This is a genomic window from Mesorhizobium sp. M5C.F.Ca.ET.164.01.1.1, from assembly GCF_004792125.1.
In the GTDB taxonomy this organism is placed as follows: domain Bacteria; phylum Pseudomonadota; class Alphaproteobacteria; order Rhizobiales; family Rhizobiaceae; genus Mesorhizobium; species Mesorhizobium wenxiniae.
This window is the reverse complement of sequence record NZ_SRTG01000001.1, coordinates 2,969,151-2,993,320: the sequence shown is the minus strand read 5'-3', so window position 1 is coordinate 2,993,320 and position 24,170 is coordinate 2,969,151. Positions and strand designations below refer to the sequence as shown.

Genomic DNA, 24,170 nt, shown 5'->3' with positions numbered 1-24,170 from the left:
GGCTCCCGTCTCCCGGTCAGTTGATTTTCGTTTCGCCGCGCCGGTAAAGGATATCAGCGGCTTTCAGCCTGCCCTTGGGCAGGCGGCCGTCGCGCTCGAGAACGCTGACCCAGAAGTCGATGTCGCGGTCGTCAGCCTTGGCCCCTTCGCGCAGGCCGAAGCCGGTCCAGTAGCGCGCCAGCTCGCCATTTTCGCCGCGCTTGTCGAGGATCTCCGCGAGCACCTTGCGCGCCTCGTCCGGGTTCTGGCGCGACCAGTCGGCGGCGCGGGCCGACTGTTCGACGAAATTGCGGGCGCCCTCCGGATGCGCCGTGATGAAGTCGCGCCGCAGCACAATGAAGCCGCCGGCCAGTTCGCCCAGCACGTCGGTGTCGTTGAACACACCCCGCACGCCGCCCTTGTCCACCAGCGCGCCGGCAAACGTCGCCTGCCAATAGCCCAGTGCCGCGATGTCGACCTGGCGCGACCGCAAGGTCTGTTCGAGCTGCGGCCCGGGCACCACGACGAGCTTGGCCGCATCCGGCGGCAGGCCGACGCCGTGCAGCGCCTCGCGCACGGTGTAGTCGAGATGGGCGCCGAGCGTGTTGACCGCAATGGTCTTGCCGGCTAGGTCGGCAATCGATTTGATCGGACTGTCTTCCAGCACGTAAAAGACGCTGTTCACTTGCCTGTTGATGCCGTTGCTTGGATAGACGGCGACGAAGTCGTTGCCTCCGGAGATCGAATTGATCACCGCAGCGGTTGCGGCCGAGCCGAGGTCGACGCTGCCGGAGGCGAGCGCGAACAGCGATTCCGGGCCGCCGCCCGAGTAGCCGACATTCTCCAGCTTGATGCCGAGGTCGTTGAAATAGCCGAGCTCGTCCGCCAGCTCATGCGGCGAGATGCTGCCGCGGCTGGCGAGGTAGCGCAACGTGACCGGCGCGGCTTGCGCAGCGGCAAAGCGAGGCAGGCCGGTGGCGATGACGCCGGCGGCAAAGGGAGCGCCCGCAAGCAGGGAACGGCGAGTAATTGGCATGGTCCGGTCTTTCCTGTTGGAGGATGGTGCCTGTTGGAGAGGATGGTGAAAAGCTGGTCAGTCGATGGGATTGCTCCAGCGGCAGAGCCGCCGCTGCAGGCTGACCAGCGCCTGGTTGGCGATCAGGCCGAGGCCAGCGAGGATGACGATCGCCGCAAACATCAGCGGGATCTGGAAGTTGTACTGCGCGTTCATCACCTGGAAGCCGATGCCCTTGTTGGCGCCGATCATTTCGGAGGCGATCAGCAGCAAGAGCGCCGTGGTCGCACTCAGCCTTAAGCCCACGAAGATCGACGGGACGGCCCCCGGGAGCACGACCCGGCGAAACGCGGTGAGCCGCGTGGCGCCATAGACCCGGGCCATTTCGAGCAGTTTCGGATCGACTTGCTTGACGCCGCTGATGGTGTTGAGCAGCAGCGGAAACAGCGTCGCCCAGAAGATGACGAATACCTTTGATGCCTCCCCTAGCCCGAGCAGCAGGATGAACACCGGGTAGAGGGCCAGCGCAGAAGTCTGTCGAAAAACCTGCAGGATCGGATCAAGCGCGGTTTCGACGGCGCGCACCTGGCCCATGAACAGACCAAGCGGGATGGCAACCGCCACCGCCGCTGCGAAGGCGAGGCCGGCGCGCTGCAGGCTGATGGCGATGTCGCCAAGCAAGGTGCCGCCGGCCAGACCATTCCACAATGCGGAGACGATCGTGTCGATCGGCGGCAGCACCGCGGCGTTGACCCATCCCGCGCTGCTCGACAGCTGCCAGATCGCGAGGAAGGCGATCAGGATGCCGTAACGGGACAGGAAGCGGACGACAGTCCGGTTGGCCAGGCGCGGGAAATCGGCGCCAAGGCTGGTTCTGCCGTCATGTGCGGCGATCGTGACCGGCCGCTCGATGTGTTGCAAACTCATCGTCTTGCCCCTTGCTTCAAGAGAATCTATTCGGCGGCCAGCACCTTCGAGCGGGCGGCGGTCCAAGGGTTTTCCGGCCGCCTGAGGCCAAGATTCTCGCGCAGCGTCGTGCCTTCGTAGGCGGTGCGGAACACGCCGCGGCGCTGCAGCTCGGGGATTACTAGGTCGACGAAGTCGTCGAGCGCGCCGGGCAACCAGGGCGGCAGGATGTTGAAGCCGTCAGCGGCCTCGTTGCCGAACCATTCCTCCAGCTGATCGGCGACCTGGGTGGCGCTGCCGATGACGGTGTAATGGCCGCGGGCCGTCGCCACCCACTGGTAGAGCTGGCGGATGGTGAAGTTGTGCTCGTCGGCGATCTGGCGGATCAGCGCCTGGCGGCTCTTCATGCCTTCGGTTTCCTTGCTCGGCGGCAGCGGTCCGTCGAGCGGGTAACCCCTGATGTCGAGCGTCTGCCCCGCCAGCCCGTTGAGCAGGGCCACGCCATCCTCGGGCAGGATCAGATCGTTCAGCTGCTGGTACTTGGCGCGGGCTTCCTCTTCGGTGCGGCCGACGAAGGGTGCCACGCCCGGCATGATCAGCACCTGTCCGGGATCGCGGCCGGCAGCCTTCACGCGCGCCTTGATGTCGCGATAGAATTCTTGCGCCGAGGCCAGATTCTGATGGGCGGTGAAGATGACCTCAGCCGATTGGGCGGCGAGCTTGCGTCCGTCCTCCGACTGCCCGGCCTGCACCACCACCGGGTGCCCTTGCACCGGACGCGGCACATTGAGCGGACCCTTGACGCTGAAATGCCGGCCCTTGTGGTCGATGTCGTGAAGCTTGTCCTTATCGTAGAAGCGGCCCGACTTCTTGTCGCGGATGAAGGCATCGTCTTCCCAGCTATCCCACAACGCCCTGACTGTCTCGACATGCTCGTGCGCCCGGGCATAGCGCTCGGCGTGGGCAGGCTGCGTCTCGCGATTGAAATTGCGTGCGGTCTCGTCGCCCGCCGAGGTCACGACATTCCAGCCGGCCCGGCCATTCGACAGAAGATCGAGCGAGGCGAACTTGCGGGCGAGCGTATACGGCTCCTCATAGGTGGTGGAGGCGGTGGCGATGAAGCCCAGATGCGTGGTGAGCGGCGCCAATGCGGCAAACAGCGTCACCGGCTCGAACCCGGCGATCTTGGCATTGCCGCCTTCGCGGGCGCCGAGGCCGACGGTCAGATTGTCGGCGAGGAAATAGGCATCGAACAGGCCGCGCTCGGCGGTCAGCGCGAGCTGCCTGTGGAACTCGAAATTCGTTGCGCCGTCCGCCGGCGCGTCAGGGTGGCGCCAGGCTGCGATATGCTGTCCGCCACCGGGCAGGAAAGCACCAAGCTTGATCTGCCTGGACTTGTTGGGTCTGGTCATTGCGGGTTCCTTTTGACTGTGCGGAAAGGGATTGAGGGTCATTGATGGGCGTTCAGGCGGCAAGACCGACGCTGCGTGGCATCGCCCGGCACGCTTCGGCGACCGCTTGCCTGGCGCGAGCATGGATGGCTTCGGACACCAGCACGCCGTTGGCGAAGTCCTTGTCGGAGGCGTAAATCGCGGTCGGCAGGGTCAGCGCCTCGAAGAAGCCGAACAGCGGCCGCAGCTGATGTTCGACCACCAGAGAATGACGATCGCCGCCGCCGGTCGCAGCGAGGATGACCGGCTTTCCCTTCAGGGATGACGGGTCGAGCAGGTCGAAGAAATGCTTGAAAAGCCCGGTGTAGCTGCCTTTGAAAGTCGGCGAGCCAACCACCAGGACATCGGCGCCCAGCAATCGCTCGACGATGTTTCTGGCCAACGGATCCAGATCGCCAACGCGCCTTGCCAGCGGGAACGACTGACCGAGATCCTCTAGGTCGAAAACGGTCGAGGCTGCACCGGTGCTGCTCGCCACCTCCGCGACGATGTGGCTGATGAACGCCTTGGTCTTCGACGGACGGGTCAGGTTGCCTGACAGCCCCACCACCAGCTTTTTCGACATTCTGGGCTCCTCGCAAAGCGCCTGTGTGGATTAACTCTAGTAAGTTTATAGAGATTAGTGAGAAAGAAGTTTTCAAAACGAGCCCGCCAAGCGGATTAAGTTTGCGGCACATCGCCGTCGATTGGTTCTTTCGACGCGAAATGCGAACGGCGAGTTTGGCTGGGCGCCTTGACCGCATTTCGGCCATGCGTTGATGATCTCAGCGCACCAAAGCATCGGCCCGGGGATTCGCATGAAAACAGCCGCTCTGACGTATCTGCTCCTCGCCTGTTTGCTGGCATCGCCGGCGCAGGCGGGATGGAAGCCCATCGAGAAGGTCGAGACCTACGCCGTTTCAGGGCAGACCGGTCCCCAGCTTCATGCCTCGATGGGCGAGCGCGGGCCGATGATCGGCAAAGGCAAAGTTCGCGCCATGGCCTACACCGATTTCAAGCTGACCTGGGTCAGGGACTATCAGCGACAAGGCAATGCCTGCGTGCTGGCGTCGGCGCGGCCCAAGCTCATCATAACCTACACCTTGCCCAAAACGTCCGGGCCGGTGCCTGCCGCCGTGCAGAAGAGTTGGGACGTTTTCGCCGCTGGCCTCGCCGCCCACGAAAAGGTGCATGGCGACCTCATCGTCGACATGGTCCGCAAGATCGAGACGGCGATCATCGGCCTGTCCGTCCCCGACGATCCCGGCTGCAGCAAGATCAGGACCGAAATGACCAGGCGGCTTGCCGAACTCTCCCAGGCGCAGCGGCAGGCAAGCCGCGATTTCGACCGGGTAGAATTCGCCCCGCGCGGCAATCTACAGCAGCTCATCGTCGCTTTGCTGATGGGGCGGTAGGGGATGTGTGGTTCCACCAGACAGGTGAAGCAGTGAAGGTGGAGCCGGACATCATGACAAGGTTGGCGGGACAGCGCCCTTCTTATCGTACGCGGAAGTAGACAGCGACAACCAACAATAGGTAGACACCGGCAAACAGTATACCTAACCAAATTCCGAATAGCATATCAAAAAAGCTGAACAAAAATATTCCAAATATGGCCAAAATTATTTGAAATAATATTAGAAATCCGCGCTTCACGATTTTTCCTCTGCTGGCCCTAAGCAGATAAAAAGGTAAGGACGAGTGCGGCCTGCCCCTAAGACATCCCCCATCGCTTCCTGATGAGCGCTGCGGCAATCATCGCCGCGCTGCCCTCCGCAACTAAACCGGTAACATATCCGTAATAGTTCTTGCCACATGCGCAGAACCAGTCCGAACGGCCTTGGCGCAAAGAGTTCAACTTCATCAGGGATTTGCACGATCGTCTCGGCGCTCGGACGGCTGTCGTTCCTCACGCAGCCCTGCCCCGCCGCCGCTCCTGCGTTTCTGGAACGACGAGGTCATTCGTGACCTCGACAATGTCTGCCAGCATATCGTCATTGAGGCCGGGCTGGACGGGCGCTAATCTTTGCCTTTGGCGTAGCGGCAGAGTCCCCCCTCAGCCAATTCGGCTCGTCTCACAACTCCGCCATCGGCGTCCACATCACATCCTCGACCCGCATTGCCCCCGTCGCCAGCATCACCAGCCGGTCGAAGCCGAGTGCGGCGCCGCTTGCCTGCGGCATGATGGCGAGTGCGGCGAGGAAATCCTCGTCGATCGGATAGCGTTCGCCATAGATGCGCTCCTTCTCGTCCATCTCGAGGATGAAGCGCCGGCGCTGCTCGACGGTGTCGGTCAGCTCGCCGAAGGCGTTGGCCAGCTCGACGCCGCAGCAATAGAGCTCGAAGCGTTCGGCGACCCGCGGGTCATCCGCGCTCGGCCGGGCGAGCGCTGCCTCCGAAATCGGATAGCCGTAAAGAATGGTGGCGCGCCCCTGCCCCAGCGCCGGGTCGATCTTTTCCACCATCACCCGGCTGAACAGATCGGCCCAATTGTCGTCGGGCGCGGTGCGTAAGCCGGCCCGCACCAGAGCCGCGTGGAGCGCTTCGCGATCGGTGCTGCCGTCGGCGGAAACCGTGACCAGCAGGTCGATGCCGGCGTGGCGCGTGAAGGCCTCGGCGACGCTCAACCGTTCGGGCTCGGCGAACGGATCGGCCGCGCGGCCGCGAAAGACGAAACGTTTTGTGCCGGCGCGCTCGGCGGCCAGCGCGACAAGCCCGGCGCAATCCTCCATCAGGCTCTCATAGGTCTCATCAGCCCGGTACCATTCGAGCATGGTGAAGGATGGATGGTGCAACGGGCCGCGCTCGCGGTTGCGATAGACGGCATTCAGGCTGAAGATGCGCTTCTCTCCGGCGGCGAGCAGCTTCTTGCAGGCGAATTCCGGCGAGGTGTGCAAATAGAGCGGCAAGTGCTGCCCGTCCGGCCCGATCGCCTCGGTGGCGAAGGCCGACAGATGCGCCTCGTTGCCGGGCGAGATTTGCAGCGCCGCCGTCTCCACCTCGACGAAGTCGCGGCGGGCAAACCAGTCGCGCAGCGCCGCAGTAATGGCATTGCGCAGGATCAGCCGCGGCCGCCGGTCGGCGTGAACATCAGGCGTCCACCAGGGCGAGGCGGCGGTCATGACAGACGGATTTGCATGGAGGACTGGCGATTGCCGCCAAGATGCGCTAGGCCGCACCGGACGGCTCCCGCAGCCGATTTGCGCCAGTCGGCGCTCCCAGGCCAGTCAACGCTCTTAGGAATAAAGCCCGTGAAGGTCATCGCCAGTTCCCTACGCAAAGGCAATGTCGTCGAAAAGGACGGCAAGCTCTATGTGATCCTCTTTGCCGAAAACATCCATCCGGGCAAGGGCACGCCGGTGACCCAGCTCGACATGCGCCGCATCTCCGATGGGGTGAAGGTTTCGGAGCGCTACCGCACCACCGAGCAGGTCGAGCGTGCCTATGTCGAGGAGCGCGAGCACACTTTCCTCTATCGCGATGGCGAGGGCTTCCATTTCATGAACCCGGAAAGCTACGACCAGGTTGCGGTGTCGGAAAGCGTGGTCGGCGAAATGGCGCCCTATCTCACGGAAGGCATGCCGGTGCAGATCTCGCAGCACAATGGCATCGCCATCTCGCTGGTGTTGCCGCAGCGCGCCACCTTCGAGGTGGTCGAGACCGAGCCGGTGACCAAGGGCCAGACGGCATCCTCGTCCTACAAGCCGGCGACGCTGTCCAACGGCGTGCGCACGCTGGTACCGCCGCACATCAGCGCCGGCACCCGCGTGGTGGTGATGACGGCGGACGGCGCGTATGTGGAACGCGCGAAGGATTGAGAGGTTGGGCAATGCTCGTCCAAGATGACGCTGTCGCGATAGGCGCCCGTGATGCAATTTGGCGCCAGGCGGGCGACAGGCGTCGCGTGCTGGAAGCCGACTGGGCGCGCGGCGACTAGAGCAATTCCAGGAAAAGTGTGAACGGTTTTCCGTCCGGAATTGCGCAAAAACAAAGAGATAGAGCGGTTCGGCGTTTCCGTGAAACGATGAACCGCTCTAGTAGCGGGAGCAAATCGCGTACACAGCTGCCAGATATGTGAGTGCAATCGTGACGTAGGAGACGGCGAGTTCGGCCACGATCGAGGAGATTTGAAGCAGCGTCACCGGAAAAACCCTTTGTTAACCCTACTCGCTAATACCTCTAAATTCTCTCTCTTTACAGTCCCCATAAGTACGATGAGCGAGACCATCTACTCGCTACGGCGCCTCGTCGGCGCAAAATCAAGGTATGCGGGCCGGGACGAACCTTCTTCACTGGACAATGCAGCGGGGATTCAGCCAAGGATGAGACCCGCTACCAGAACCGTAAGGATCATCGACAGCGGAACGGCAAGAAGGCAGCACGCCTCCAAAGTGTTGATTTGCCAAGAGTTCATCGGGCGCTTCCGAGTTGGTTTCCTATCTAAACGGGCAGACCGGGATGGCAGTTCCACGAAAAATCTCCGGCGTCATTCCATGCCGCTCATCGCGCCGATCGACACCAACCCTCATTTCCGGTCATCCACCGGGCACGCGCCAGATGCGTCGCCCAAGCCCGGAATGCCCGTTCCGGCTCCTGCTCCGGGTCAATGTGCAGAACGGTGTGGGCGACCTCACGCCAATCGGCCCCGTCCGCCGAAGCATCGAGCAGCCGGATGTAAGTCAGCATGCAGTGCTCGTCATAGGCGGTCAGCACCGAAGACGTCGGCGCCACGTCTGCGAAATGAGGGTCTAGCGGTGGCTTTGGCATTGCGATCTACCAGCAATGGCGCACCCTAACAGGCCGTCGAGAAGCCCGCGCCCTTCAATTGGAGGACGCTGGCGGATCGAGGTTCGCCTCTAGCCTGATCACCCATCGGTTCGGCGTCCCGCCATCCGTTCGCGCCCTACCCCCGCGGCCGCCGCATCAGCATCATCCCGTAATGCACCGCCAACAAATCCAGCCCGACCTTGAGCAGTTTGGACATAACGTCCCGCGGCTCGCCCGTCTGTTCGGCCAGGCTCTTCACCGTTTCGCCATGGCAGCAGACTTTTTGCACCACGCCCGACACCTCCCAATGCGAAAGCGCCCTGGTGGCATCGGCATAGGCGCGGCCGGCCGACAGGATGCGGTCGGCAACGCCGCCGCCGATGCGGCCGCCGTCGACGCGCTCGGTCAGCGCCATCGGCTTGACGCCGTCCTGTGCCGAGACGCGAAAATCCTCGCGGTAGCGCATACCCGCATCGCGCTGCTGGCGCGACAGCGAGGTGATGCCGGTCAGCGGGTCGACGTTGCGCACCCGCACGATGCCGCCGGTCGAGGTGTGGCCGTCATTGGAAACCTCATAGATGCGCCTCGCCTCCAGCGTGCCGGTCGCCAGCCGTTTGCGGCCGAAGGCGTCGTCCTTAAGCGCGAAATCATGACCGACCTCCTTGCGGATGCGCACCTGCTCGGCCTCGCCCTTTGCCAGTTTGGGCGCCTTCGGCGCCTTGACCTTGGCGGTCTTCTTGCTCATGGACAGTCTCCTCGTTTAAATGGCTGCCTTCGCAGAACCTGGGTTCCTCGCCCCACGTAGCGGGGCGAGGAACGCAAGACCCAGTTCACGCCGCATCCGCCACAGCCGTAGGGCGATGATCGCAGAAGCGCGCCGCGTGATAGGCGCAGTAGCTTTTCAGCGGCCGTGTCCGCAGGCCGCAGCACAGCATGTCCAGTGCCGGCCGGCTGCCGGGCGCGTCGTTCTCGGGATCTTCCTCCAGCGTCAGATCGAGCGGTGCGCGGCAGCGGTTGAACAGGCAGTCGATGAAGCGCATGGCCGCGACGTGCGGCGGGCGCCCGGCGGCAACGGGGCGCGGCGCCGGCAGCTTGAAGGCCTCGCCGTCGGGCCCGTGGATCTCGCGCACGAACTGGCGCTGCGGCAGCCAGACCGGCGGCGCCAGCCTGGCCGGAGTGCGGGCGATGCTTTGCAATTCCGAATCGGTGTGGTCGGGCATGGTGTTCTTCCATCGAACTTAAAAGGGTTGCGTAGGTGTCGAAGCTGCCCCTCTCCCGTGAACGAGGGAGAGGGGAGATCACCACCGGCGGCCAAGCTTCGCCTCGGCCGCCTCGCGGGTGGCGCCGGAAACCGCCCTGCCCGTGCGCCGGTCGATGATGATGACCGTGCCATCCTCGGTGCGGATGCACGAAAGGCCCGCATTGCACGCGCCGAAATTCGTGGCCGGAGCCGTGACGGGAACGGCTCCGGCCGTTCCGGTCGCCTGCGATGACGGCAGGGCGACCGGAGCCGAGGCGTTAGCCTCGGGCGTCGTCCAGGCCGGGGAGGAGGACAGCCGGGACGGATGGGAAAACGAGATGGGGCAACGGGGCTTGTGCATGGCTGAATATAAGCATAACTCAAAAAACTATGCAAGCCATTCTTTCATGGACGAAACCGATTCTTATGTTTCAGATGGCGCCATGGCGAAAACCTCATTGTCGATCAAGGTCGGGGCGGCGATCCGCAAGGCGCGGAAGCAGCGTGGCCTGGTGATGCGCCACATTGCCGAGCACAACGACACCGATGTCGCCGCCGTCGGCAATTGGGAAACCGGCCGCAACCTGCCAAAAACCGAGAACCTTTTGAAGACCGCCGCCTTCCTGCGCGTCGACCCGGTGGCGCTCGGCAAGGGCGAGGTCGTCTTCCTCGACGACGCCGACAATGTCGCCGACGCAGAGATCGTCACCGACGCTGCCCCTCTGCCCGCCGGCCCGATGGACATCGAGCTTCTGGGTGCTGCGGTTGGCGGCGACGACGGCGACTTCACCTTCAACGGCGAGGTCGCCGGCTACGTCCAGCGCCCGCCCGGCATCGCCCATCTGCGCAAGGTGTTTGCGCTGCATGTGCTCTCCGACTCGATGGTGCCGCGCTACGAGCCCGGCGAGATGCTTTATTGCGGCGGCCGCGACGCCGTGCCAGGCGACCATGTGGTGATCGAGATGTTCCCCGAAGAAAACGAACGCAACGGCAAGGCCTTCATCAAGAAGCTTGTCAAGCGCACCGCTGCCGAGCTGGTCGTCGAGCAGTACAATCCGCCGAAGACGCTGACCTTCAACCGCTACGCGATCAAGGCCGTCTTCCGCGTCATCCCGCTCAAGGAACTGCTGGGCTACTGAAGCGCCCCTTCCCTTCTCCCCTTGTGGGAGAAGGTGGATTGGCGTGCAGCGCCGAGCCGGATGAGGGGTGCTGGACGAAATGAGGCATTGGCAATCCGCCCGCCCTCATCACTTCCCCGGAGCAAAAGCAGGCGTTGGCGATCCGTCCAACACCCCTCATCCGACCTCGCTTCGCGAGGCCACCTTCTCCCACAAAGTGAGAAGGGAACGCCACACCACTCAAGCCCGCCTGGATCTCTCCAGCGGAACCTCGCGCTCGCTGAGCATCCGCGCCTCGGCGCGGCGCCGCTGCTGCTCGTCGACGAATGCCGCCTGGATCACGACCGCTGCGCCCGGCAGGCCATCGGCGCGGCAGGCCGAGCAAATGAGGCGCCCCGAAAGGGACGCCAGCGGCGTCTGCGCAGTTACCCCGAAGCGCCTGAGCTCAGCCGGCTTCCACCATCTGTTGCGGCCGCAATCGATACACTCGACCGCGATCGAGACAACCTCGGCGATCGTCGCTTCCTTGCCCGGCAATGCCATTGTTCCTGATGCCTCATGTTCCTCTTTTGTTCGCACATTATGGGTTTTTTCCGAAGAGTCGAGTCGGATCTGCCCAAGCCCGTGTAAAGTCTAACTTGCGCATATTTTTGAGTTATGCTTGTATACGATATTACCGATAGTTAGCACCGCAGACGTACGCATGGGCGGCAAGACCGGGCATCCGTCGCGGCCGCTCAGCCAAGGAAACCAGGATGGACGCCCTCTCCGCTCAATTCGCCCGTGATTGCGGCTATACCGGCGACAGCCCGGCTATGCTGGCAGCCTTCGCCGCCATCCGCCTCGACGGCATAGGCAAGGCCCGCCTGGGCCATGAGCAGCGCAAGGCGGTGGTCGACGGGCTGAAGCACGGCGAGGCCTTGTTCCTGGCGGCGATCCGCCCGGCGCAGTCGGCCGAGGAGGCGCTCGAGGACGCCGCCCGCTTCATTGCGCTGTTCCGCAACATGCCGCGCTGGCGCCAGGAAAGGCGCGGCGCCGACCTCGCCCGCGCCAGGCAGCAGCGGCTCCTGGCGCGCTTCTTCCGCCGCTACGGCCACCGCCTCTGGGCGCAGCAGGCCGCGTAAGCCGGAGGTCGTCGACGCCATCGGCCGCGAATGGCTGGACCGCACTTGCCGTCGCCAAGCCCGCGCCGTATGTCATCCCTCGATGAGCGAAATTGATTTCCGTCGCGCGCAAGCGCCCGATCTGCCGGCGATTGTCGCGTTGCTAGCCGACGATGCGCTTGGCGCTGGTCGGGAAGACGCGTCGACGCCGCTCGCCCCCTCCTATCTCGATGCCTTCAGGGCAATCGATGCCGATCCTAACCAGTTGCTGGCGGTGGCCGTCGAAGCCGGGCAAGTGGTTGGAACCCTGCAGCTCAGCTTCATTCCAGGCATTTCCAGGAAAGGCGTCTGGCGCGGCCAGATCGAAGGCGTTCGCGTCGCCCGGCACCGGCGGTCCGGCGGCGTCGGCAAGCGCATGATCGAATGGGCGGTTGAAGAGTGCCGCTCGCGCAACTGCAGCTTCGTTCAGCTCACCACCGACAAGAGCCGACGGGAGGCGCACGCATTCTACGACCGCCTCGGCTTCACCGCCAGCCATCTCGGCTACAAGATGGGATTGTAGGTCGCGGCACCTGTCATTAGCGCTCCTTGACAATCAGCGCTCCTTGACAATCCACTCACGATGTTCTCTTTATGTTCCATACGAAACACCTCAAGACAATGCGGCGTTCGAACCGCCGCGGGCGAACGGGCCGGATGGAAGCCAACATCCTCCACGCGGATCTCGACGCCTTCTATGCCTCGGTCGAACAGTTGCTCGACCCCGCCCTGCGCGGCAAGCCGATCGCCGTCGGCGGCGGCGTTGTGTTGGCCGCGTCCTACGAGGCCAAGGCTTTGGGCGTGCGTGGCGGCATGCCGGGGCGGCGCGCGCGGGAACTTTGCCCCGGGCTGATCTTCGTCGGCGGCCATTTCAAGGACTACCAGCGGCTGGGCGATGCGGCCATCAAAGTGCTCGGCGATTTTACGCCGGTGGTCGAGCGAATTTCCATCGACGAGGCCTTTGCCGACGTCGCCGGCTGCACCCATCTGTTCGGCTCACCAGCCGAGATCGCCGGCACGATCCGCCGCCGCGTGCGCGCCGAACTTGGCCTGCCGATCTCGGTCGGCGTGGCGCGCACCAAGCATCTGGCCAAGATCGCCTCGCAAGTGGCCAAGCCCGACGGGCTGGTGGTGGTCGATCCGCGTCACGAACTGGAGTTCCTGCACGATCTTCCGGTCGAGCTGATGTGGGGCGTCGGCCCGGTGACCAGGCAGCGGCTGGCCGGCATCGGCGTCAACACCATCGGCGAGCTGGCGAAGACGCCGGGCTGGTCGCTGGAGCGCCTGCTCGGCCCGGCGGCGGGCGAAAAGCTCAACGCGCTGGCCTGGAACCGCGATCCGCGCAAACTCGAGACGCAGCGCCGGGCGCGATCGGCCGGCGCGCAGTCGGCGCTCGGCAGGAAACCGGCCGAGGAGGAAGTCTTCGTGCCGACCCTGCTGCATCTGGCCGACAGGGTCGCCACCAGGCTGCGGGCGAAATCCCGGCCCGGCCGCACGGTGACGGTCCGTGTCCGCTTCGCCGACCTGCGCTCGGTGACGCGCTCGATCACGCTCGACCAGCCGATTTCGGCAACCGCGATGCTGGCCGAGATCGCCGAGGCGCTGGTGCGCAAGGTGCTTGTCGATCATCCGCACGAAAAGACCATTTCGCTGCTGGCGATCGCCGTTTCGCATCTGGAGAAGCAACCGACCCTGCAGCTGGAACTGCCGCTCGGCCTCGACGACGACAGGTGCCGCCCCGGCACAAGAAAGGGCGCGGCGCGCTGGACCGCCGACCGCGCCATCGACACGATCCGCGACCGTTTCGGCTGGCAGGCGGTCGGCTATGCCTCGGTCACGCTCGGACTGTCGCGATCGGTTCCCGATGCCTTTCGCGAGCTGGCCGAAAAGGAATTGTGAGCCGGCTCCCTATTCCCCTACTGCCCTACTGCCCAACTCCCTTACTCCGAAGCCAGGGGCGACACGGCCGGTCCGTTCAAAGCCGTGCCGTCGATAGCAAAATGCGAGCCGTGGCAGGGGCAGTCCCAGCAGCGCTCGAGGGAGTTCCAGTGGACATGGCAGCCAATATGCGTGCATGCGGCCGAGCGCTTGTAGAGCGTGCCGTCCTCATCGCGAAATGCGGCGATTTTGGCGAGTCCTTCGCGGACGATGGCACCTTCACCCGGGCGCAGCTTGTCGGTGGAATCGATTTCGCCAGGCGCGATATACTCGGCAAAACTCTTGATCGCCGTCGCATTCTCCGCCAGGTAATCGCCGATCGCGCCTGCCGTCTTGCGAGACGGCTCATAGAGTTCGCGCCAGGGGCTTTCCCCCTTTAGGATCAGGTCGGAAATCAACAGGCCGGCCACGACGCCATGGGTAATGCCCTGGCCGGAATCCCCGGTCGCCACAAAGACACGCTGGTTGCCAGGATTGCGGCCGATGAACCCAGCATAATCGACAGTCTCCATCACCTGCCCGGACCATCGGTTGGTTTCCACGCCGACGGAAGGCACCAGCCTTTTGGTCCAGGCCGCCAGGGCCGCGAAGCGATCACCGGCATCATCGGCCTGCCCTGTTTTGTGGTCTTCACCTCCGACGATCAGGAAGTCGGTCCGATCTTCGCCAGGCTGAAGCCGAACGTAGTGATAAGGGTCCTCAGTATCCCAATACAGCGCATCCGGTATGATATCGCGGGCGATCTCGAACGACATCGCGTAGGTCCGATAGGGCGCTTGCTTGGTATGGAGCGCGACCCGGTCGTTGATCGGCGAATTGGTGGCGACAACGGCCGATTTGGCAGACACGGTTAAGCCCGAAACCGTGGTTACGCGCACGCCGCCGTCAATCTCCTCGACCTTTTCGACGATGGTGTTGGCATAAAGCGCGCCGCCGCGCGCGCGGATGCCTGCGACCAGCCCGCGGAGATATTTGAGCGGGTGGAAGGTCGCCTGATTGGCGTATCGAAGGGCCTGCGCATCCGAAAAGCCTGCAAACGGCACACCCCTGATCTTCTCGACGTCGACCCCGATTTTCAGAGCGGCGTCCAGCTCGCGCCTGATGTCGGATTCCTGCATGCCGGAAGCCGGAAACAGAAACCCGTAGAGGCGTCGGAAATCGCACGCGATACTCTCCGTCTCCTGGATTGATTGGATATGGTCGATAGCAGCCGATTGGCTTTGATAAAAAATCCGCGCCAGGTCCTCACCGCGCAATTTGATCAGTTCCGAAAAATAGTCATCGCAGACGGATGACAGGTGCGCAGTGGTGCGAGCCGTCATGCCGCTTCCAATCCGGCCGCGATCGACGACGGCCACCTTTTGCCCGGCGACGGCCAGTTCGTAGGCGACCGACAGTCCGGCAATTCCAGAGCCGACGACGACGACATCGACCTGTTCGCTCCGCCCGAGCGGCACCGCGTCGGGCGCTACTTCGGTCGCCGCCCAGAGAGATACAGTCCTTTCGTCGCTGACATTCATTGGCGGAACCTCCCATCCCCAACATTCGGGTAAACGAATGCGAGGATTCAAAGTTCCTCACGCCTTTGAATGCCGACATAGGCGGCCCTGGTCGTCAGACCAAAAGCGTTGCGCTGCCCCAGGCGATCAGGGCGATGCCGGCTGCCCGGCCAACCCACTGGCCGGCAGGAAACAGCTTTTCAGCCAGCACCAGAATAGCGAGCCCGGCAACCCACACCAGATTCATGATGCCGCCCACGAACAACAACGCCATCAGCATCCAGCAGCATCCGACACAAAACGCCCCGTGCAATGCGCCCAAACGCAGCGCGCCAACTGCGTGGGGACGCCAGTGGCGGGCAAGGAACGCCGTCGGTGCCCGGCAATGCGACAGGCAGGCGTTCTTGAGCGGCGAGAGCTGATACAGGCCCGCGGCGATCAGGACGATGCCGGAAAGCCAGCGGCTCTGCGAACTCATCATCGTCGCGGAAACGAAGGCCTCGCGTTCGAGCAGCCAATGCAACGCGGTGGCCGCGACGGCAAACCCCAGCCAAACCAGGAGGTAGCCTGCCATAAATACGCCGGTGGGCGCGAGCTTGTCCTGGAGCTGACCCTGTGCGAGCGCATGGCGATGCACGCGCGCATAGAGCAGGACAGTCGGCGCCGCGCTTGGAGCCATCATGGCGATCATCATGACCCACCACATGGCAATCATCAGCGCCCAGATCGCCGCCCCCCAGGCCCGCGGTTCCGCCGCCATGGCCATCGCGCTCATGTCCATGCCGGGCATGTCCATGCCAGACATATCCATGCCAGACATATCGGAGGTCATGTCAGCGGTTTGCTGGTGGGGGAACAGCGCGAGCCTCGTCATCTCCCACGCATTCATGCCGAGCCCTGCACCGGCGACGATATAAAGCCAGGCCAGCAGGCACAACGCCACCACGCCCGCAATCGTGATGACGCGGTCGCGTCTGAGCAGCCGTTCCAGTGGCGACCCGCCGTCCATGTGGCGCGTCAGGCCCGCACCACCCCGTGATTGTTGAGATGCAGCCGGGCGAACTGGCCGTAACTGTCCTTCATGTTCACCTGAACCGGCCCGCTGGTTGTACTCGAAGCGCTGCCGATCTCGGCGACCGCATATTCGAAGCCGTTCGGCAACACGATCTGAGCGCGCGAGTCCGCGCCCGTCACCTTGTTGCGGATCGGTTCGCCGACGGTTTCGATGTAGTCCTTGACGAAGATGCGGCCCCTGCGGCCGTCGATATCGAGGTCGAGATCGATCTTGGTGAAAACCGGCTCATTCATTTTTGTCACGGTTGAGGCGTAGACGGCGAACATCGTCGCGAACGGGTCGGTGTCCTGGCCGGTCATGATGCGCAGCAGCGCGTTACGCTGCCGCTCGGTTGCATTCTCGTCGACGAAGGCGATGGCTTCGCCATTGCCTTCGTGGATCGCGCCAGGCCATTTGAAGATCGCGGCGATCCGAAGGCCATCGAGAGCGGTCTCGCCATGATGACCTTCGTCGATCTGGATGCCCGCCACCGCATGGCAATGGCCTTTGTCGGGCAGCGCATTGAATTGACAGTTGCAGCCATATTCGCAGGTGCAATTGACGAGTTCGCGTCCCTTGATTTCCCAAGACGTCATGCTGTCCTCCCTGATATCGAAATATTAGACCATCAACATACACCTGCGCCGGCCGCACCGCCATCCTGTCGCGCCATGGAAGACGGCAGCCCATCGCGCCTTCTCGCTGAATAATGGGTGAACGTGCGCCTTGGAGATCGTGAGGCCGACATCGGAACGGCAGAAATGCGGTCGGACCGGCCCTTTCCGACCGCACCCGCGAAGGCCTGGAAACGACCCCGAAAGCGGCCGTTTCCGATAGCAATCCGAGCAGCAAACGATTTTGGCAGGACTGGAAAAATCGGTCTCGAATGCTGCAATCATCATCATGTCCCGTCCAGGTTGTGGACACTTCCTTCTCAAAGGCGCACTCTTAGCGTGCGAAACGCGAGCTAGTGTTTCGTCCAATGCTTCACATGCTTGACTTGCGTCGGTGATTGTCTGACCTGTCCGGATACTTCCGGCTGGGCAGACCTCACATTGTGTCGCCTATCCGTGATCAGGCTACGGCCTAAGGCACGTCGCAGCCCGTTCCGGATCAATTGGGAGGTAATCAACATGCCTGATTTTCAGCGCAGAGAACTTCTTGTCCAAGGAAGCGCGGCTCTTGCCGCAATTGCTGCTCTTTATACCTCGCGTCGGGCTTACGCTTTTCCAACACGGCCGAGCGAGGAAGTTATTGCGTGGCTGGATCAGCCGACCGAAAATCCCGATCCGGTCGGTATCCAGAAGCAGCTTGTCTGGGAGGATTTGGATAGCTGGATAACTCCAAACGACAAGTTCTTCAGCATTTCGCATTTCAATCGACCAACGATCGACGAGAAGACATGGTCGATGGAAATCGGAGGCCTGGTGAAGAAGCCTTTAAAATTAACGCTCGCCGACATCAGGGCGCGACCGCGGCAGGAGGTCGTTTTCACAGTGGAATGCTCGGGCAACCACGGGTTTCCCTTTTTCACTGGCGGCATCGGCAATGCGCGCTGGGCTGGGACGCCGCTCGCCCCGATCCTCGAGGAGGCCGGCGTTCTGGAAAATGGCATCGAGGTTGTATTTTTCGGCACCGACAAGGGCGAGGTCCCGATACGCGACGTCAAGATGCAGCAGAACTTCGCTCGCAGCATGTCGCTCGCCGACGCGATGAACCGCGACAATCTGCTCTGCTATGAAATGAACGGAGCCGCCTTGCCGGCGGCCAATGGTTTTCCGCTGCGGCTGATTGCTCCAGGCTGGTACGGTATTGCCAACGTCAAGTGGCTGGAGCGCATCGAAGTTCGCGACACCCGCTTCATGAGCCTTCTGATGGCCCGCGACTATGTCACCATCCGGGAGGAAGAGCACAACGGCGAGACCGTGTGGACCGAGAACTCAGTCGGCCGGGCACGGATAAAGTCCGCGCCTGCGAAGGTTACCCGGAAAGACTCAGATTATTCCATCATTGGAGCAGCCTGGGGAGCGCCGATCGACCGGGTCGAGGTACAAATCGATCAAGGGCCTTGGGCACCAGCGATCATCGACCGCAGTGAGGAGGCCGAACACGCCTGGAAGATCTGGTCCCTGGATTGGGCAAATCCCGCCCCTGGAGAACACGCGGTGACCTCGCGCGCGGTCAGCACCGCGGGACAAGTTCAACCGGCAATGGACGATCCCTTGATTGCCAAGAAACACACGTACTGGGAAAGCAATGGCCAGGTGACGCGCCGCGTGCGTGTCGACTAGAGCATTTTGCAGCCAAATGGGATCATTTGGCGTCGGCATAAATGCGGCAAAACACATAGTTAGAGCGAGTTACCGGTTCCAAGAGAACCGAAACCGCTCCAAGACACTTGCAGCCATGTGGCAATTACGTTCGGGTCACCCGGGAGTGAGGGCTGCTTGATCCGAAAGCTGGCACCAACTTCATATCGAGCAGACAGGTGTGGGTCGTAGATCCCTCACCCGTCCACGATGCTGATCTCCGCATCGACCAGGCACCAGGGCGCGTAGCGGAAGTCGCGGATCTGGACGACCCGCTCGTCCCGCCATTCGACCAGCATGAAGCCGCGCACGGCGCCATCCGGCTCCTGCGGGTTGCGGATGAGGATCGCCGGCCGGCCGTCGACGAAGCCCAGCGACAGCGTCCAGTCGCTGATGCGGTCGTAATTGCCGAAATAGGTCGACACTTCGGCCTTGCCGCGCAGGCGGAGGCGGCTGACGAGTTCGAGCTGGATATCCTCGGCGATCAGCGCCCTGACCGCGTCGAAGTCGCGCGCGTTGAACAGATCGACATAGCGGCGCAGCCGCCGCTCGTCATCGGCGCCGAGCTTAGGCGCGGCGACGTGTTCGGGCTCGGCTGCCAGCACGCGCAGCTGTGCCCGCCCGCGATGCAGCGCCGCCTTGGTGGCGGCGAGCGTGGCGCCGGTCACCTCGCAGGTCTCGTGCAGGGAAAGTCCGAGCACGTCGACCAGGATCACGGCGCTGCGCTGCGCCACCGAAAGCTGCATGAAGCTGCGCAGGCCGGTCGCCGCGGCGATCCTGCTGTCGGCGCTGCCGGAAGGATCCTCGATGGTGGTCATGTCGGTCTCGGTCATGCGCGACCTTTCCCGATGGCGCCGGCGCAGATGGTCCTGCGCGGCATTATGGGCGATGCGAAACAGCCATTGCTCGGGCCGCTCGACCGCCATGCTGCCGTCGACCGCCTGCAGCGCCTTCAGCAGCGTCTCCTGCACGATGTCCTCGCCGTCGATCACCGAGCCGGCCATTCGGGCGCTGTAGCGGTGCAGTTTGGGGTGTAGCTCGGCGAGCATCGCCTCCAGCGCCGGCCGATCGAATTTCCGTGAGATCATGGCGTTCTTTCGGCCCCTGGCGCGGTCGCTCTATCCGGCTTTGCCGTCCTCAAGGACATGGTAGTTGCCGATGATTTTGGCAGGCGATCGCTTGACCGGGGTCGAACGTCGCTCCGCATGGTTTTGCGTGAACGCCTCGAAGGCCGCAAGCCCGGTCAGCGCGGATGTGTCATTTCCTTCGCCGACGACGTGGACGAACTCGCCGTCGTCGAGTTCGAGCACGAGATAGCGCACGCTCTTTGGCGCCGTCTCGTCCAGCGCCTCGAACACTTTGGCCACCAGTGCGCGGTTCTCTTCCAGCCCGGTATCTTTCACGCTGTAGCGAATGAGTTTGTAGCCCATGGTTCGTCTCCTGAATGGTTGGTCTGAGCAGAAGACGTTTCGCGTTCCCGAAAGGATTCTCGCACGCTATAAATTTCTTCGGCCGCCCGGATCGTCTTTCACCTGTGGACGGCTACGCAGCAGCCATCGAGGAGCAGGAGAGACGACCATGCACATCCAGTTTGCCGAACTGCCGGTATTCGACCAGGACCGCGCCAAGGCGTTCTACACCAGGCATTTCGCCTGCAAGGTCGCGGCCGACGAGAAGATGGGCGATAGCGGCTGGCGCTGGATCGAGCTGAAATTTCCCGGCGCCGTGACGAACCTGCATTTCGTGAGGCGCGCCGACGACACGCCAGGCGCGGAGCCGGCGCTGGTGCTGGTCGACGACGATGTCGAGGCCACGATCGCGGCGTTGAAGGCGGGTGGCGTCGAGATCATCACCGAACCGCAGGAGGCGCCCTGGCAGCCAGGCCGCACGGTGGCGGAATTTCGCGATAGCGAGGGCAACCGCATGGTGATCGGCAGCCAATGAGCCGGTGCAGCCGGAGAGCGGGCATCTGAATTTTGACCAGCCCATGAACGGCTGGAGAAGGCGGACAGTGTTGAAAAAGGTCAGGCAGAGCAGGATGATTTTGCCTTCGAATCTCCATCCCGCTCCAAAGTCTTTACTTGGTCGCGCGTCCGGGCGGAAAACGGGCACTTAAGCAGCCCCGGGCTCGTGCGCCAAAGCGTGCCTCGGCTGGTAGAGGCCAAGCGAGCCGCCACTGGGAAGCGAGACATGCGTGAGCAGGCCCCAGCCTTCATCGGTGACAGAAGTGCATTCAACATCGTGCGATTTCAGCTCTTGGATTGTGGCATTGATGTCTTCGCACATGAGATAGACTTCGTGGCTGTCGACTTCGGCGGCCGGGTGAACGGCAATCTCGGCCGGCGGCAATGCGAAGATCAACCAGCCTTCGCCAGCATCGACTGCTGGAAAACGTAGGACATTGCGAAAAAATGCGCGGTCTGCCTCGGCATCCGTGCTGTAGATGATCACGTGTGCGCCGGAAATCATGGCTCCTTATCTCCCTGAAAGTGATGCGAACAAACTATTGCCGTTGCAAACGACGTTTCGGCGCTACCGCCCGTCGACACCGCCGCTCGATATCGGCAAGCTTCAGTTGGATATAGGTCGGCCGGCCGTGATTGCAGGTGCCGGAACCCGGCGTTGCTTCAAAGACCGACGCCTGCCAGACCTCACGCTATCAGCGGAAGAAGCTGGAGATGCCGTTCGCGCACCTGCCGCCATCACCCGGCCATCGGTTTTGAGTCGACCTGGCGCGCGTTTTGGATCTGGTCGGCGACCGGGGCGGCTGGGGCATCGATCCGGCTCAGGATGTGATCCGAGATGCCGCGCGCGATCTCCCGCTCGCCCATGATGATCAGGTCGGCGCCGAACTTTTTCAGGTAATCCACTTCGGCATCGGAATGCGCACGGGCGATGATCTCGAGCTTTGGATTGATGGCATGGGCTTGCTCGATGAGATTGCCGCTCTCGAACGGATTGGGAATGGCGCTGATCAACCACCGGGCTGAGGCAACGTTGGCCGCCTCAAGCAGGCCCGGCTGGGCGTCATTTCCCGCAATGACATCAACGCGCGGGCGCGCAGCTTCGAAAAACGCGCCAAGAGCGAACGAGACGCCGAAGAGCTCGGCTGCCCCGAAAGCGACACCAAGGGCAATCGCCAGCACGGCCAAACGGAAAAGCTCTCGCGAACCGCTGTGAGCAACGTAGTGAAGTATCGGCGGAATGACACGTCGCCCGACGACAACCATGATCGCGAAGAAAGCCGCCAATTTACCCGACGTAAGCCCGAGCGCGCTCCAGATGGTCTGCGGCTCAAACAATTTGAACAGGTCATTGCCGTTAAGATTTGCCCCGTTGACATTGCCACCGAGCACGCCGACCATGATCTGCCAGACGGCAACGCCCGCAAGCGCCAGCCCGGCAGCGCCTTCGATAGTTCGGGAAATGGTTTTGAGTGGCTTGCCGGCGATGAAACCCACCAGACGTTGCCGAAACAGGATCGACAACACCGCGCCGCGGGACAGCGTCAGCGCCACGCCGGCCATCATGGTGACAGCGAAGAGCACGCCGGCGCCGGGAACGCCTCTGGACATCGCGAAGGTCGTCACGAACAGCGCCAGCGGGCACGGGATCAGACCTGCCATCACGCCGACTGCCTCGCCCTCACCGCGGGTGCCGATCACGATGCGACGGTCGGGTTTCCTGCAGCTGTGACAGTGTGAGTCGGCCGGGGCCGGAAGTCCTCCTGCCATCACCAAGGTTCGCATGAATGGTTAAGCGGCAGGGCGCAGCTTCGTCACGATACGCTCGACCGCGGCTGTCAGCGATGTCGTGCCACGCCAATCTTCGGTTCCGGCCTGGCGCGTGAAGCGGCCGTTTGCAATGCCTTCGTACATGCCGAGCAGGGCGGCGGTAACCTCCGCGGAGAGCCCGGCCTCGGCCAGGACCGCTTCGCGCTGCTCCGGCGGCACGAGCACCGGCTCGACCGGACGGCCGAGAACCTTCGCAAAGGCAGCCGCCACATCGTTGGCGCTCCAGTCTTCGGGCCCGGCCAGTTCCACGATGCGCGTTCCAGCCCAGTTCTGGGACATCAGCCGGGCGGCGGCGCGCCCGACATCGGTCGTGCTGACCATGGGAATTTTCCGGTCGGGTTCCAGAAACGACGGGAGCACGCCGTCCGAAACGCAAGCCTCAGCGACTTCCGACCAGGTTTCGACAAAATAGCCCGAGCGCAGAAAGGCCGTGGCGGGCGCGGTGCCGGCTAGCATCGCCTCGACCTGATGCAAGGTGGCAATGACCCCGGTGCCAGTCTCATGCTGCGCGCCAATCGACGATAGGATAACGCTCCTGGCCAGATCGGCGCGGCGGACCGCCTGGGCAAGTGCTGCGCCGATGTCCGCTGTCTGTCCAAACGGATCGCCGGCGACCGGCGGGGGGTTGAGGAGAAACGCCGCCGTTGCGCCCTTCAAAGCGGCGGAAACCTGCTCTGCGTTATCAAGGCTGGCGACGGCGACTTCAGCACCGAGCGCCGCCCACGCTTTGCCCTGTTCCGGACGGCGCACGACCACGCGCACGGGCTCACCGTCCGCCATCAGCGCACGCGCCGTTTCCCCGCCGGCCCGTCCATTTGCTCCAAAAACCACATGCATGATCTGTTCTCCTCGGGTGTTCGCGATTGATGAGACCCCAAGGTTACGGAATGGCTATGCATGCGACAAATGCATGTATTATATACTCAGCATGCACGAAGTGAATTTGCGTCGCGTCGACCTGAACCTGCTGGTGGTGCTAGAGGCGCTGCTTGACGAAAGAAGCGTCACGCGGGCCGCCCTCCGTCTCGGTATGAGCCAGCCGGCGGTGAGCCGTGCGCTGTCGCGGCTAAGAAAGCTGTTCGCGGACGCCGTTCTGGTGGAAGGGCGGACAGGTTACATGCTCACTGCCCGCGCCGAAGAGATTCGGCCGGCGCTGCGCAGGACCCTGGCGGACATCGCTACGATGCTGGGGGCGAATCCGTTCGACCCGGCAACGGCAACCGGTCATGTGCGGCTGCTGATGATGGATCTTGAGACTGCCGCGTTGGCGCCTCATCTGCTTGCTCGTCTCACCGTCGAGGCGCCGGCGCTCGACCTGGACATTCTGCCGCCCAGCGCAACGGCGATCGAAGCACTGGAGGAGGACGCCGTGGACGCACTCGTCGGCGTGATCGACGATGCGCCCGCGGGCATCCGCCGGCGCGGCCTCTATCAAGACCGCTTTGTCACGCTGATGCGCGCCGGGCATCCCGCAGCGAACCATGAGCTTACGCTCGACCGATTTCTTGAATTGGGTCATATCGTGGTGAGCGTCACCGGCGTTGGACCAGCGTTCGTCGACGTGGCGCTCGCTGGTGTGGGCCGCCGACGACGGGTGAGCGTGCGCGTACCGAGCTTCCTTGCAGCAGTGGAAATCGCTGCCCGCTCCGACCTGATCATGACGCTGCCGTCGAGCCTGGCGCAGATGGTGGGCGGACGTTTTGTCTCGCTGCCCCCGCCGCTTGATCTCGGCAGCTTCACCATGAGCCTTCTCTGGCACGCGCGCCACCAGGACGAACCTCGGCACGTCTGGTTGCGGCATAGCATCGCTGCCGCTGCAACAGCGCTGAGCGCGCCCGGCGCATCCATCGCCGAGGGCGGCGTTCGTCTGCAGCCTGCGGTCAGTGCTCCTTGAGGAAGTGGATGATGCTGACGCTAACGGAAACGAGCCGGTCGAAGTGATCGTTAGTGCCTGTCGTGTTCGCCGTGAGCATGATCCG

The 24,170-nt window shown here is 63.2% G+C and carries 27 protein-coding genes; 9 read left to right on the top strand and 18 right to left on the bottom strand.

The genetic code is table 11. The features are described from left to right. Window positions 1-16 precede the first annotated feature (16 nt). Genes EN807_RS14705 through msuE form a run of 4 tightly spaced genes read right to left on the bottom strand, consistent with a single transcriptional unit; the run spans window position 17 to window position 3,916 of the window. Window positions 17-1,015: an ABC transporter substrate-binding protein gene (locus EN807_RS14705; RefSeq protein WP_135935429.1), complete on the bottom strand. Its 999-nt coding sequence runs from the start codon at window positions 1,013-1,015 to the stop codon at window positions 17-19. A gap of 57 nt (window positions 1,016-1,072) precedes the next feature. Then, entirely contained in the window at window positions 1,073-1,921 is an 849-nt protein-coding gene (locus tag EN807_RS14700; RefSeq protein WP_135935428.1) for an ABC transporter permease, read from the bottom strand. Window positions 1,922-1,947: 26 nt separating this feature from the next. Beyond that, window positions 1,948-3,312 carry an LLM class flavin-dependent oxidoreductase gene (locus EN807_RS14695; RefSeq protein ID WP_135935427.1) on the bottom strand — a complete coding sequence of 455 codons (1,365 nt, stop codon included), beginning with the start codon at window positions 3,310-3,312 and terminating at the stop codon, window positions 1,948-1,950. Between the two features lie 52 nt (window positions 3,313-3,364). Next, the gene (gene msuE, locus EN807_RS14690; RefSeq protein WP_135935426.1) at window positions 3,365-3,916 is read right to left on the bottom strand and encodes an FMN reductase; all 552 of its coding nucleotides are present in this window, start codon (window positions 3,914-3,916) and stop codon (window positions 3,365-3,367) included. A gap of 232 nt (window positions 3,917-4,148) precedes the next feature. On the opposite strand from msuE, the gene EN807_RS14685 reads away from it, so the two are divergent. After that, complete coding sequence (locus tag EN807_RS14685; RefSeq protein WP_135935425.1) at window positions 4,149-4,745, top strand: DUF922 domain-containing protein; 597 nt, start codon at window positions 4,149-4,151, stop codon at window positions 4,743-4,745. 660 nt (window positions 4,746-5,405) lie between these two features. Here EN807_RS14685 and epmA read toward each other — a convergent pair. Beyond that, window positions 5,406-6,452, bottom strand: a complete 1,047-nt coding sequence (gene epmA / locus EN807_RS14675; RefSeq protein WP_135935423.1) for an EF-P lysine aminoacylase EpmA — start codon at window positions 6,450-6,452, stop codon at window positions 5,406-5,408. 129 nt (window positions 6,453-6,581) lie between these two features. On the opposite strand from epmA, the gene efp reads away from it, so the two are divergent. After that, the gene (gene efp, locus EN807_RS14670) at window positions 6,582-7,148 is read left to right on the top strand and encodes an elongation factor P (RefSeq protein ID WP_135935422.1); all 567 of its coding nucleotides are present in this window, start codon (window positions 6,582-6,584) and stop codon (window positions 7,146-7,148) included. A 682-nt stretch (window positions 7,149-7,830) separates the two neighbouring features. On the opposite strand, the gene EN807_RS14665 is transcribed toward efp, so the two are convergent. From EN807_RS14665 to EN807_RS14650, 4 genes are all read right to left on the bottom strand, one after another. Beyond that, window positions 7,831-8,097 (bottom strand): hypothetical protein, encoded by a 267-nt coding sequence (locus EN807_RS14665; RefSeq protein ID WP_127314721.1) that lies wholly within the window; start codon window positions 8,095-8,097, stop codon window positions 7,831-7,833. Window positions 8,098-8,233: 136 nt separating this feature from the next. Further along, window positions 8,234-8,842 carry a DUF6456 domain-containing protein gene (locus EN807_RS14660; RefSeq protein WP_135935421.1) on the bottom strand — a complete coding sequence of 203 codons (609 nt, stop codon included), beginning with the start codon at window positions 8,840-8,842 and terminating at the stop codon, window positions 8,234-8,236. Between the two features lie 85 nt (window positions 8,843-8,927). Continuing rightward, the gene (locus EN807_RS14655) at window positions 8,928-9,317 is read right to left on the bottom strand and encodes a hypothetical protein (RefSeq protein ID WP_287158620.1); all 390 of its coding nucleotides are present in this window, start codon (window positions 9,315-9,317) and stop codon (window positions 8,928-8,930) included. A gap of 78 nt (window positions 9,318-9,395) precedes the next feature. After that, window positions 9,396-9,698, bottom strand: a complete 303-nt coding sequence (locus tag EN807_RS14650) for a hypothetical protein (protein ID WP_135935420.1) — start codon at window positions 9,696-9,698, stop codon at window positions 9,396-9,398. 82 nt (window positions 9,699-9,780) lie between these two features. Between EN807_RS14650 and EN807_RS14645 the strand changes: the two genes are divergently transcribed. Next, window positions 9,781-10,476, top strand: a complete 696-nt coding sequence (locus tag EN807_RS14645) for a helix-turn-helix transcriptional regulator (RefSeq protein ID WP_029351184.1) — start codon at window positions 9,781-9,783, stop codon at window positions 10,474-10,476. Window positions 10,477-10,695: 219 nt separating this feature from the next. On the opposite strand, the gene EN807_RS14640 is transcribed toward EN807_RS14645, so the two are convergent. Beyond that, on the bottom strand, window positions 10,696-10,998 hold the full coding sequence (locus EN807_RS14640; protein ID WP_029351182.1) for a hypothetical protein: 303 nt from the start codon (window positions 10,996-10,998) through the stop codon (window positions 10,696-10,698). 212 nt (window positions 10,999-11,210) lie between these two features. Between EN807_RS14640 and EN807_RS14635 the strand changes: the two genes are divergently transcribed. From EN807_RS14635 to dinB, 3 genes are all read left to right on the top strand, one after another. After that, window positions 11,211-11,579 (top strand): hypothetical protein, encoded by a 369-nt coding sequence (locus EN807_RS14635; RefSeq protein WP_127314726.1) that lies wholly within the window; start codon window positions 11,211-11,213, stop codon window positions 11,577-11,579. 82 nt (window positions 11,580-11,661) lie between these two features. After that, the gene (locus EN807_RS14630) at window positions 11,662-12,120 is read left to right on the top strand and encodes a GNAT family N-acetyltransferase (RefSeq protein ID WP_135935419.1); all 459 of its coding nucleotides are present in this window, start codon (window positions 11,662-11,664) and stop codon (window positions 12,118-12,120) included. A 134-nt stretch (window positions 12,121-12,254) separates the two neighbouring features. Then, on the top strand, window positions 12,255-13,496 hold the full coding sequence (gene dinB / locus EN807_RS14625) for a DNA polymerase IV (RefSeq protein WP_135935418.1): 1,242 nt from the start codon (window positions 12,255-12,257) through the stop codon (window positions 13,494-13,496). 41 nt (window positions 13,497-13,537) lie between these two features. Here dinB and EN807_RS14620 read toward each other — a convergent pair whose 3' ends face one another. The 3 genes from EN807_RS14620 to EN807_RS14610 all read right to left on the bottom strand — a co-directional run bounded on the left by EN807_RS14620 (window position 13,538) and on the right by EN807_RS14610 (window position 16,684). After that, window positions 13,538-15,055 carry an FAD-dependent oxidoreductase gene (locus EN807_RS14620; protein WP_135935417.1) on the bottom strand — a complete coding sequence of 506 codons (1,518 nt, stop codon included), beginning with the start codon at window positions 15,053-15,055 and terminating at the stop codon, window positions 13,538-13,540. A 94-nt stretch (window positions 15,056-15,149) separates the two neighbouring features. Further along, entirely contained in the window at window positions 15,150-16,043 is an 894-nt protein-coding gene (locus EN807_RS14615) for a DUF2182 domain-containing protein (RefSeq protein WP_135935416.1), read from the bottom strand. 8 nt (window positions 16,044-16,051) lie between these two features. Further along, a complete protein-coding gene (locus EN807_RS14610; RefSeq protein ID WP_135935415.1) occupies window positions 16,052-16,684 on the bottom strand; it encodes a DUF1326 domain-containing protein in 633 nt (210 codons plus the stop codon). Between the two features lie 537 nt (window positions 16,685-17,221). Here EN807_RS14610 and EN807_RS14605 point away from each other — a divergent pair. After that, the gene (locus EN807_RS14605) at window positions 17,222-18,379 is read left to right on the top strand and encodes a sulfite oxidase (protein WP_135935414.1); all 1,158 of its coding nucleotides are present in this window, start codon (window positions 17,222-17,224) and stop codon (window positions 18,377-18,379) included. A 215-nt stretch (window positions 18,380-18,594) separates the two neighbouring features. Here the strand turns inward: EN807_RS14605 and EN807_RS14600 are convergent, their stop codons facing one another. Then, window positions 18,595-19,485 carry a sigma-70 family RNA polymerase sigma factor gene (locus tag EN807_RS14600; protein ID WP_135935413.1) on the bottom strand — a complete coding sequence of 297 codons (891 nt, stop codon included), beginning with the start codon at window positions 19,483-19,485 and terminating at the stop codon, window positions 18,595-18,597. Window positions 19,486-19,515: 30 nt separating this feature from the next. Continuing rightward, complete coding sequence (locus tag EN807_RS14595; protein WP_245477433.1) at window positions 19,516-19,827, bottom strand: hypothetical protein; 312 nt, start codon at window positions 19,825-19,827, stop codon at window positions 19,516-19,518. A gap of 148 nt (window positions 19,828-19,975) precedes the next feature. Between EN807_RS14595 and EN807_RS14590 the strand changes: the two genes are divergently transcribed. Beyond that, window positions 19,976-20,341, top strand: coding sequence for a VOC family protein (locus EN807_RS14590; RefSeq protein WP_065008817.1), 366 nt, complete (start codon window positions 19,976-19,978; stop codon window positions 20,339-20,341). Window positions 20,342-20,509: 168 nt separating this feature from the next. On the opposite strand, the gene EN807_RS14585 is transcribed toward EN807_RS14590, so the two are convergent. From EN807_RS14585 to EN807_RS14575, 3 genes are all read right to left on the bottom strand, one after another. Then, a complete protein-coding gene (locus EN807_RS14585; RefSeq protein ID WP_135935412.1) occupies window positions 20,510-20,866 on the bottom strand; it encodes an extradiol dioxygenase in 357 nt (118 codons plus the stop codon). A gap of 233 nt (window positions 20,867-21,099) precedes the next feature. Continuing rightward, window positions 21,100-22,023 carry an NAD(P)-binding protein gene (locus EN807_RS14580; protein ID WP_246684157.1) on the bottom strand — a complete coding sequence of 308 codons (924 nt, stop codon included), beginning with the start codon at window positions 22,021-22,023 and terminating at the stop codon, window positions 21,100-21,102. A gap of 129 nt (window positions 22,024-22,152) precedes the next feature. Then, entirely contained in the window at window positions 22,153-23,028 is an 876-nt protein-coding gene (locus tag EN807_RS14575) for an NmrA family NAD(P)-binding protein (protein ID WP_135935410.1), read from the bottom strand. Between the two features lie 91 nt (window positions 23,029-23,119). On the opposite strand from EN807_RS14575, the gene EN807_RS14570 reads away from it, so the two are divergent. After that, window positions 23,120-24,085, top strand: coding sequence for a LysR family transcriptional regulator (locus tag EN807_RS14570; protein ID WP_135935885.1), 966 nt, complete (start codon window positions 23,120-23,122; stop codon window positions 24,083-24,085). Window positions 24,086-24,170 lie beyond the last annotated feature (85 nt).

Bases quoted from the DNA above. Each gene is read 5' to 3' on its own strand.
- msuE (WP_135935426.1), bottom strand. From the start codon at position 3,916: ATGTCGAAAAAGCTGGTGGTGGGGCTGTCAGGCAACCTGACCCGTCCG.
- EN807_RS14580 (WP_246684157.1), bottom strand. From the start codon at position 22,023: ATGGCAGGTCTGATCCCGTGCCCGCTGGCGCTGTTCGTGACGACCTTC.
- EN807_RS14605 (WP_135935414.1), top strand. From the start codon at position 17,222: ATGCCTGATTTTCAGCGCAGAGAACTTCTTGTCCAAGGAAGCGCGGCT.
- EN807_RS14640 (WP_029351182.1), bottom strand. From the start codon at position 10,998: ATGGCATTGCCGGGCAAGGAAGCGACGATCGCCGAGGTTGTCTCGATC.
- EN807_RS14645 (WP_029351184.1), top strand. From the start codon at position 9,781: ATGGCGAAAACCTCATTGTCGATCAAGGTCGGGGCGGCGATCCGCAAG.
- EN807_RS14660 (WP_135935421.1), bottom strand. From the start codon at position 8,842: ATGAGCAAGAAGACCGCCAAGGTCAAGGCGCCGAAGGCGCCCAAACTG.
- EN807_RS14615 (WP_135935416.1), bottom strand. From the start codon at position 16,043: ATGGACGGCGGGTCGCCACTGGAACGGCTGCTCAGACGCGACCGCGTC.
- EN807_RS14570 (WP_135935885.1), top strand. From the start codon at position 23,120: ATGCACGAAGTGAATTTGCGTCGCGTCGACCTGAACCTGCTGGTGGTG.
- EN807_RS14700 (WP_135935428.1), bottom strand. From the start codon at position 1,921: ATGAGTTTGCAACACATCGAGCGGCCGGTCACGATCGCCGCACATGAC.
- EN807_RS14630 (WP_135935419.1), top strand. From the start codon at position 11,662: ATGAGCGAAATTGATTTCCGTCGCGCGCAAGCGCCCGATCTGCCGGCG.
- EN807_RS14610 (WP_135935415.1), bottom strand. From the start codon at position 16,684: ATGACGTCTTGGGAAATCAAGGGACGCGAACTCGTCAATTGCACCTGC.
- EN807_RS14695 (WP_135935427.1), bottom strand. From the start codon at position 3,312: ATGACCAGACCCAACAAGTCCAGGCAGATCAAGCTTGGTGCTTTCCTG.
- EN807_RS14595 (WP_245477433.1), bottom strand. From the start codon at position 19,827: ATGGGCTACAAACTCATTCGCTACAGCGTGAAAGATACCGGGCTGGAA.
- EN807_RS14705 (WP_135935429.1), bottom strand. From the start codon at position 1,015: ATGCCAATTACTCGCCGTTCCCTGCTTGCGGGCGCTCCCTTTGCCGCC.
- EN807_RS14575 (WP_135935410.1), bottom strand. From the start codon at position 23,028: ATGCATGTGGTTTTTGGAGCAAATGGACGGGCCGGCGGGGAAACGGCG.
- EN807_RS14600 (WP_135935413.1), bottom strand. From the start codon at position 19,485: ATGATCTCACGGAAATTCGATCGGCCGGCGCTGGAGGCGATGCTCGCC.
- EN807_RS14590 (WP_065008817.1), top strand. From the start codon at position 19,976: ATGCACATCCAGTTTGCCGAACTGCCGGTATTCGACCAGGACCGCGCC.
- epmA (WP_135935423.1), bottom strand. From the start codon at position 6,452: ATGACCGCCGCCTCGCCCTGGTGGACGCCTGATGTTCACGCCGACCGG.
- EN807_RS14585 (WP_135935412.1), bottom strand. From the start codon at position 20,866: ATGATTTCCGGCGCACACGTGATCATCTACAGCACGGATGCCGAGGCA.
- EN807_RS14620 (WP_135935417.1), bottom strand. From the start codon at position 15,055: ATGAATGTCAGCGACGAAAGGACTGTATCTCTCTGGGCGGCGACCGAA.
- dinB (WP_135935418.1), top strand. From the start codon at position 12,255: ATGGAAGCCAACATCCTCCACGCGGATCTCGACGCCTTCTATGCCTCG.
- EN807_RS14635 (WP_127314726.1), top strand. From the start codon at position 11,211: ATGGACGCCCTCTCCGCTCAATTCGCCCGTGATTGCGGCTATACCGGC.
- EN807_RS14655 (WP_287158620.1), bottom strand. From the start codon at position 9,317: ATGCCCGACCACACCGATTCGGAATTGCAAAGCATCGCCCGCACTCCG.
- EN807_RS14685 (WP_135935425.1), top strand. From the start codon at position 4,149: ATGAAAACAGCCGCTCTGACGTATCTGCTCCTCGCCTGTTTGCTGGCA.
- EN807_RS14650 (WP_135935420.1), bottom strand. From the start codon at position 9,698: ATGCACAAGCCCCGTTGCCCCATCTCGTTTTCCCATCCGTCCCGGCTG.
- EN807_RS14665 (WP_127314721.1), bottom strand. From the start codon at position 8,097: ATGCCAAAGCCACCGCTAGACCCTCATTTCGCAGACGTGGCGCCGACG.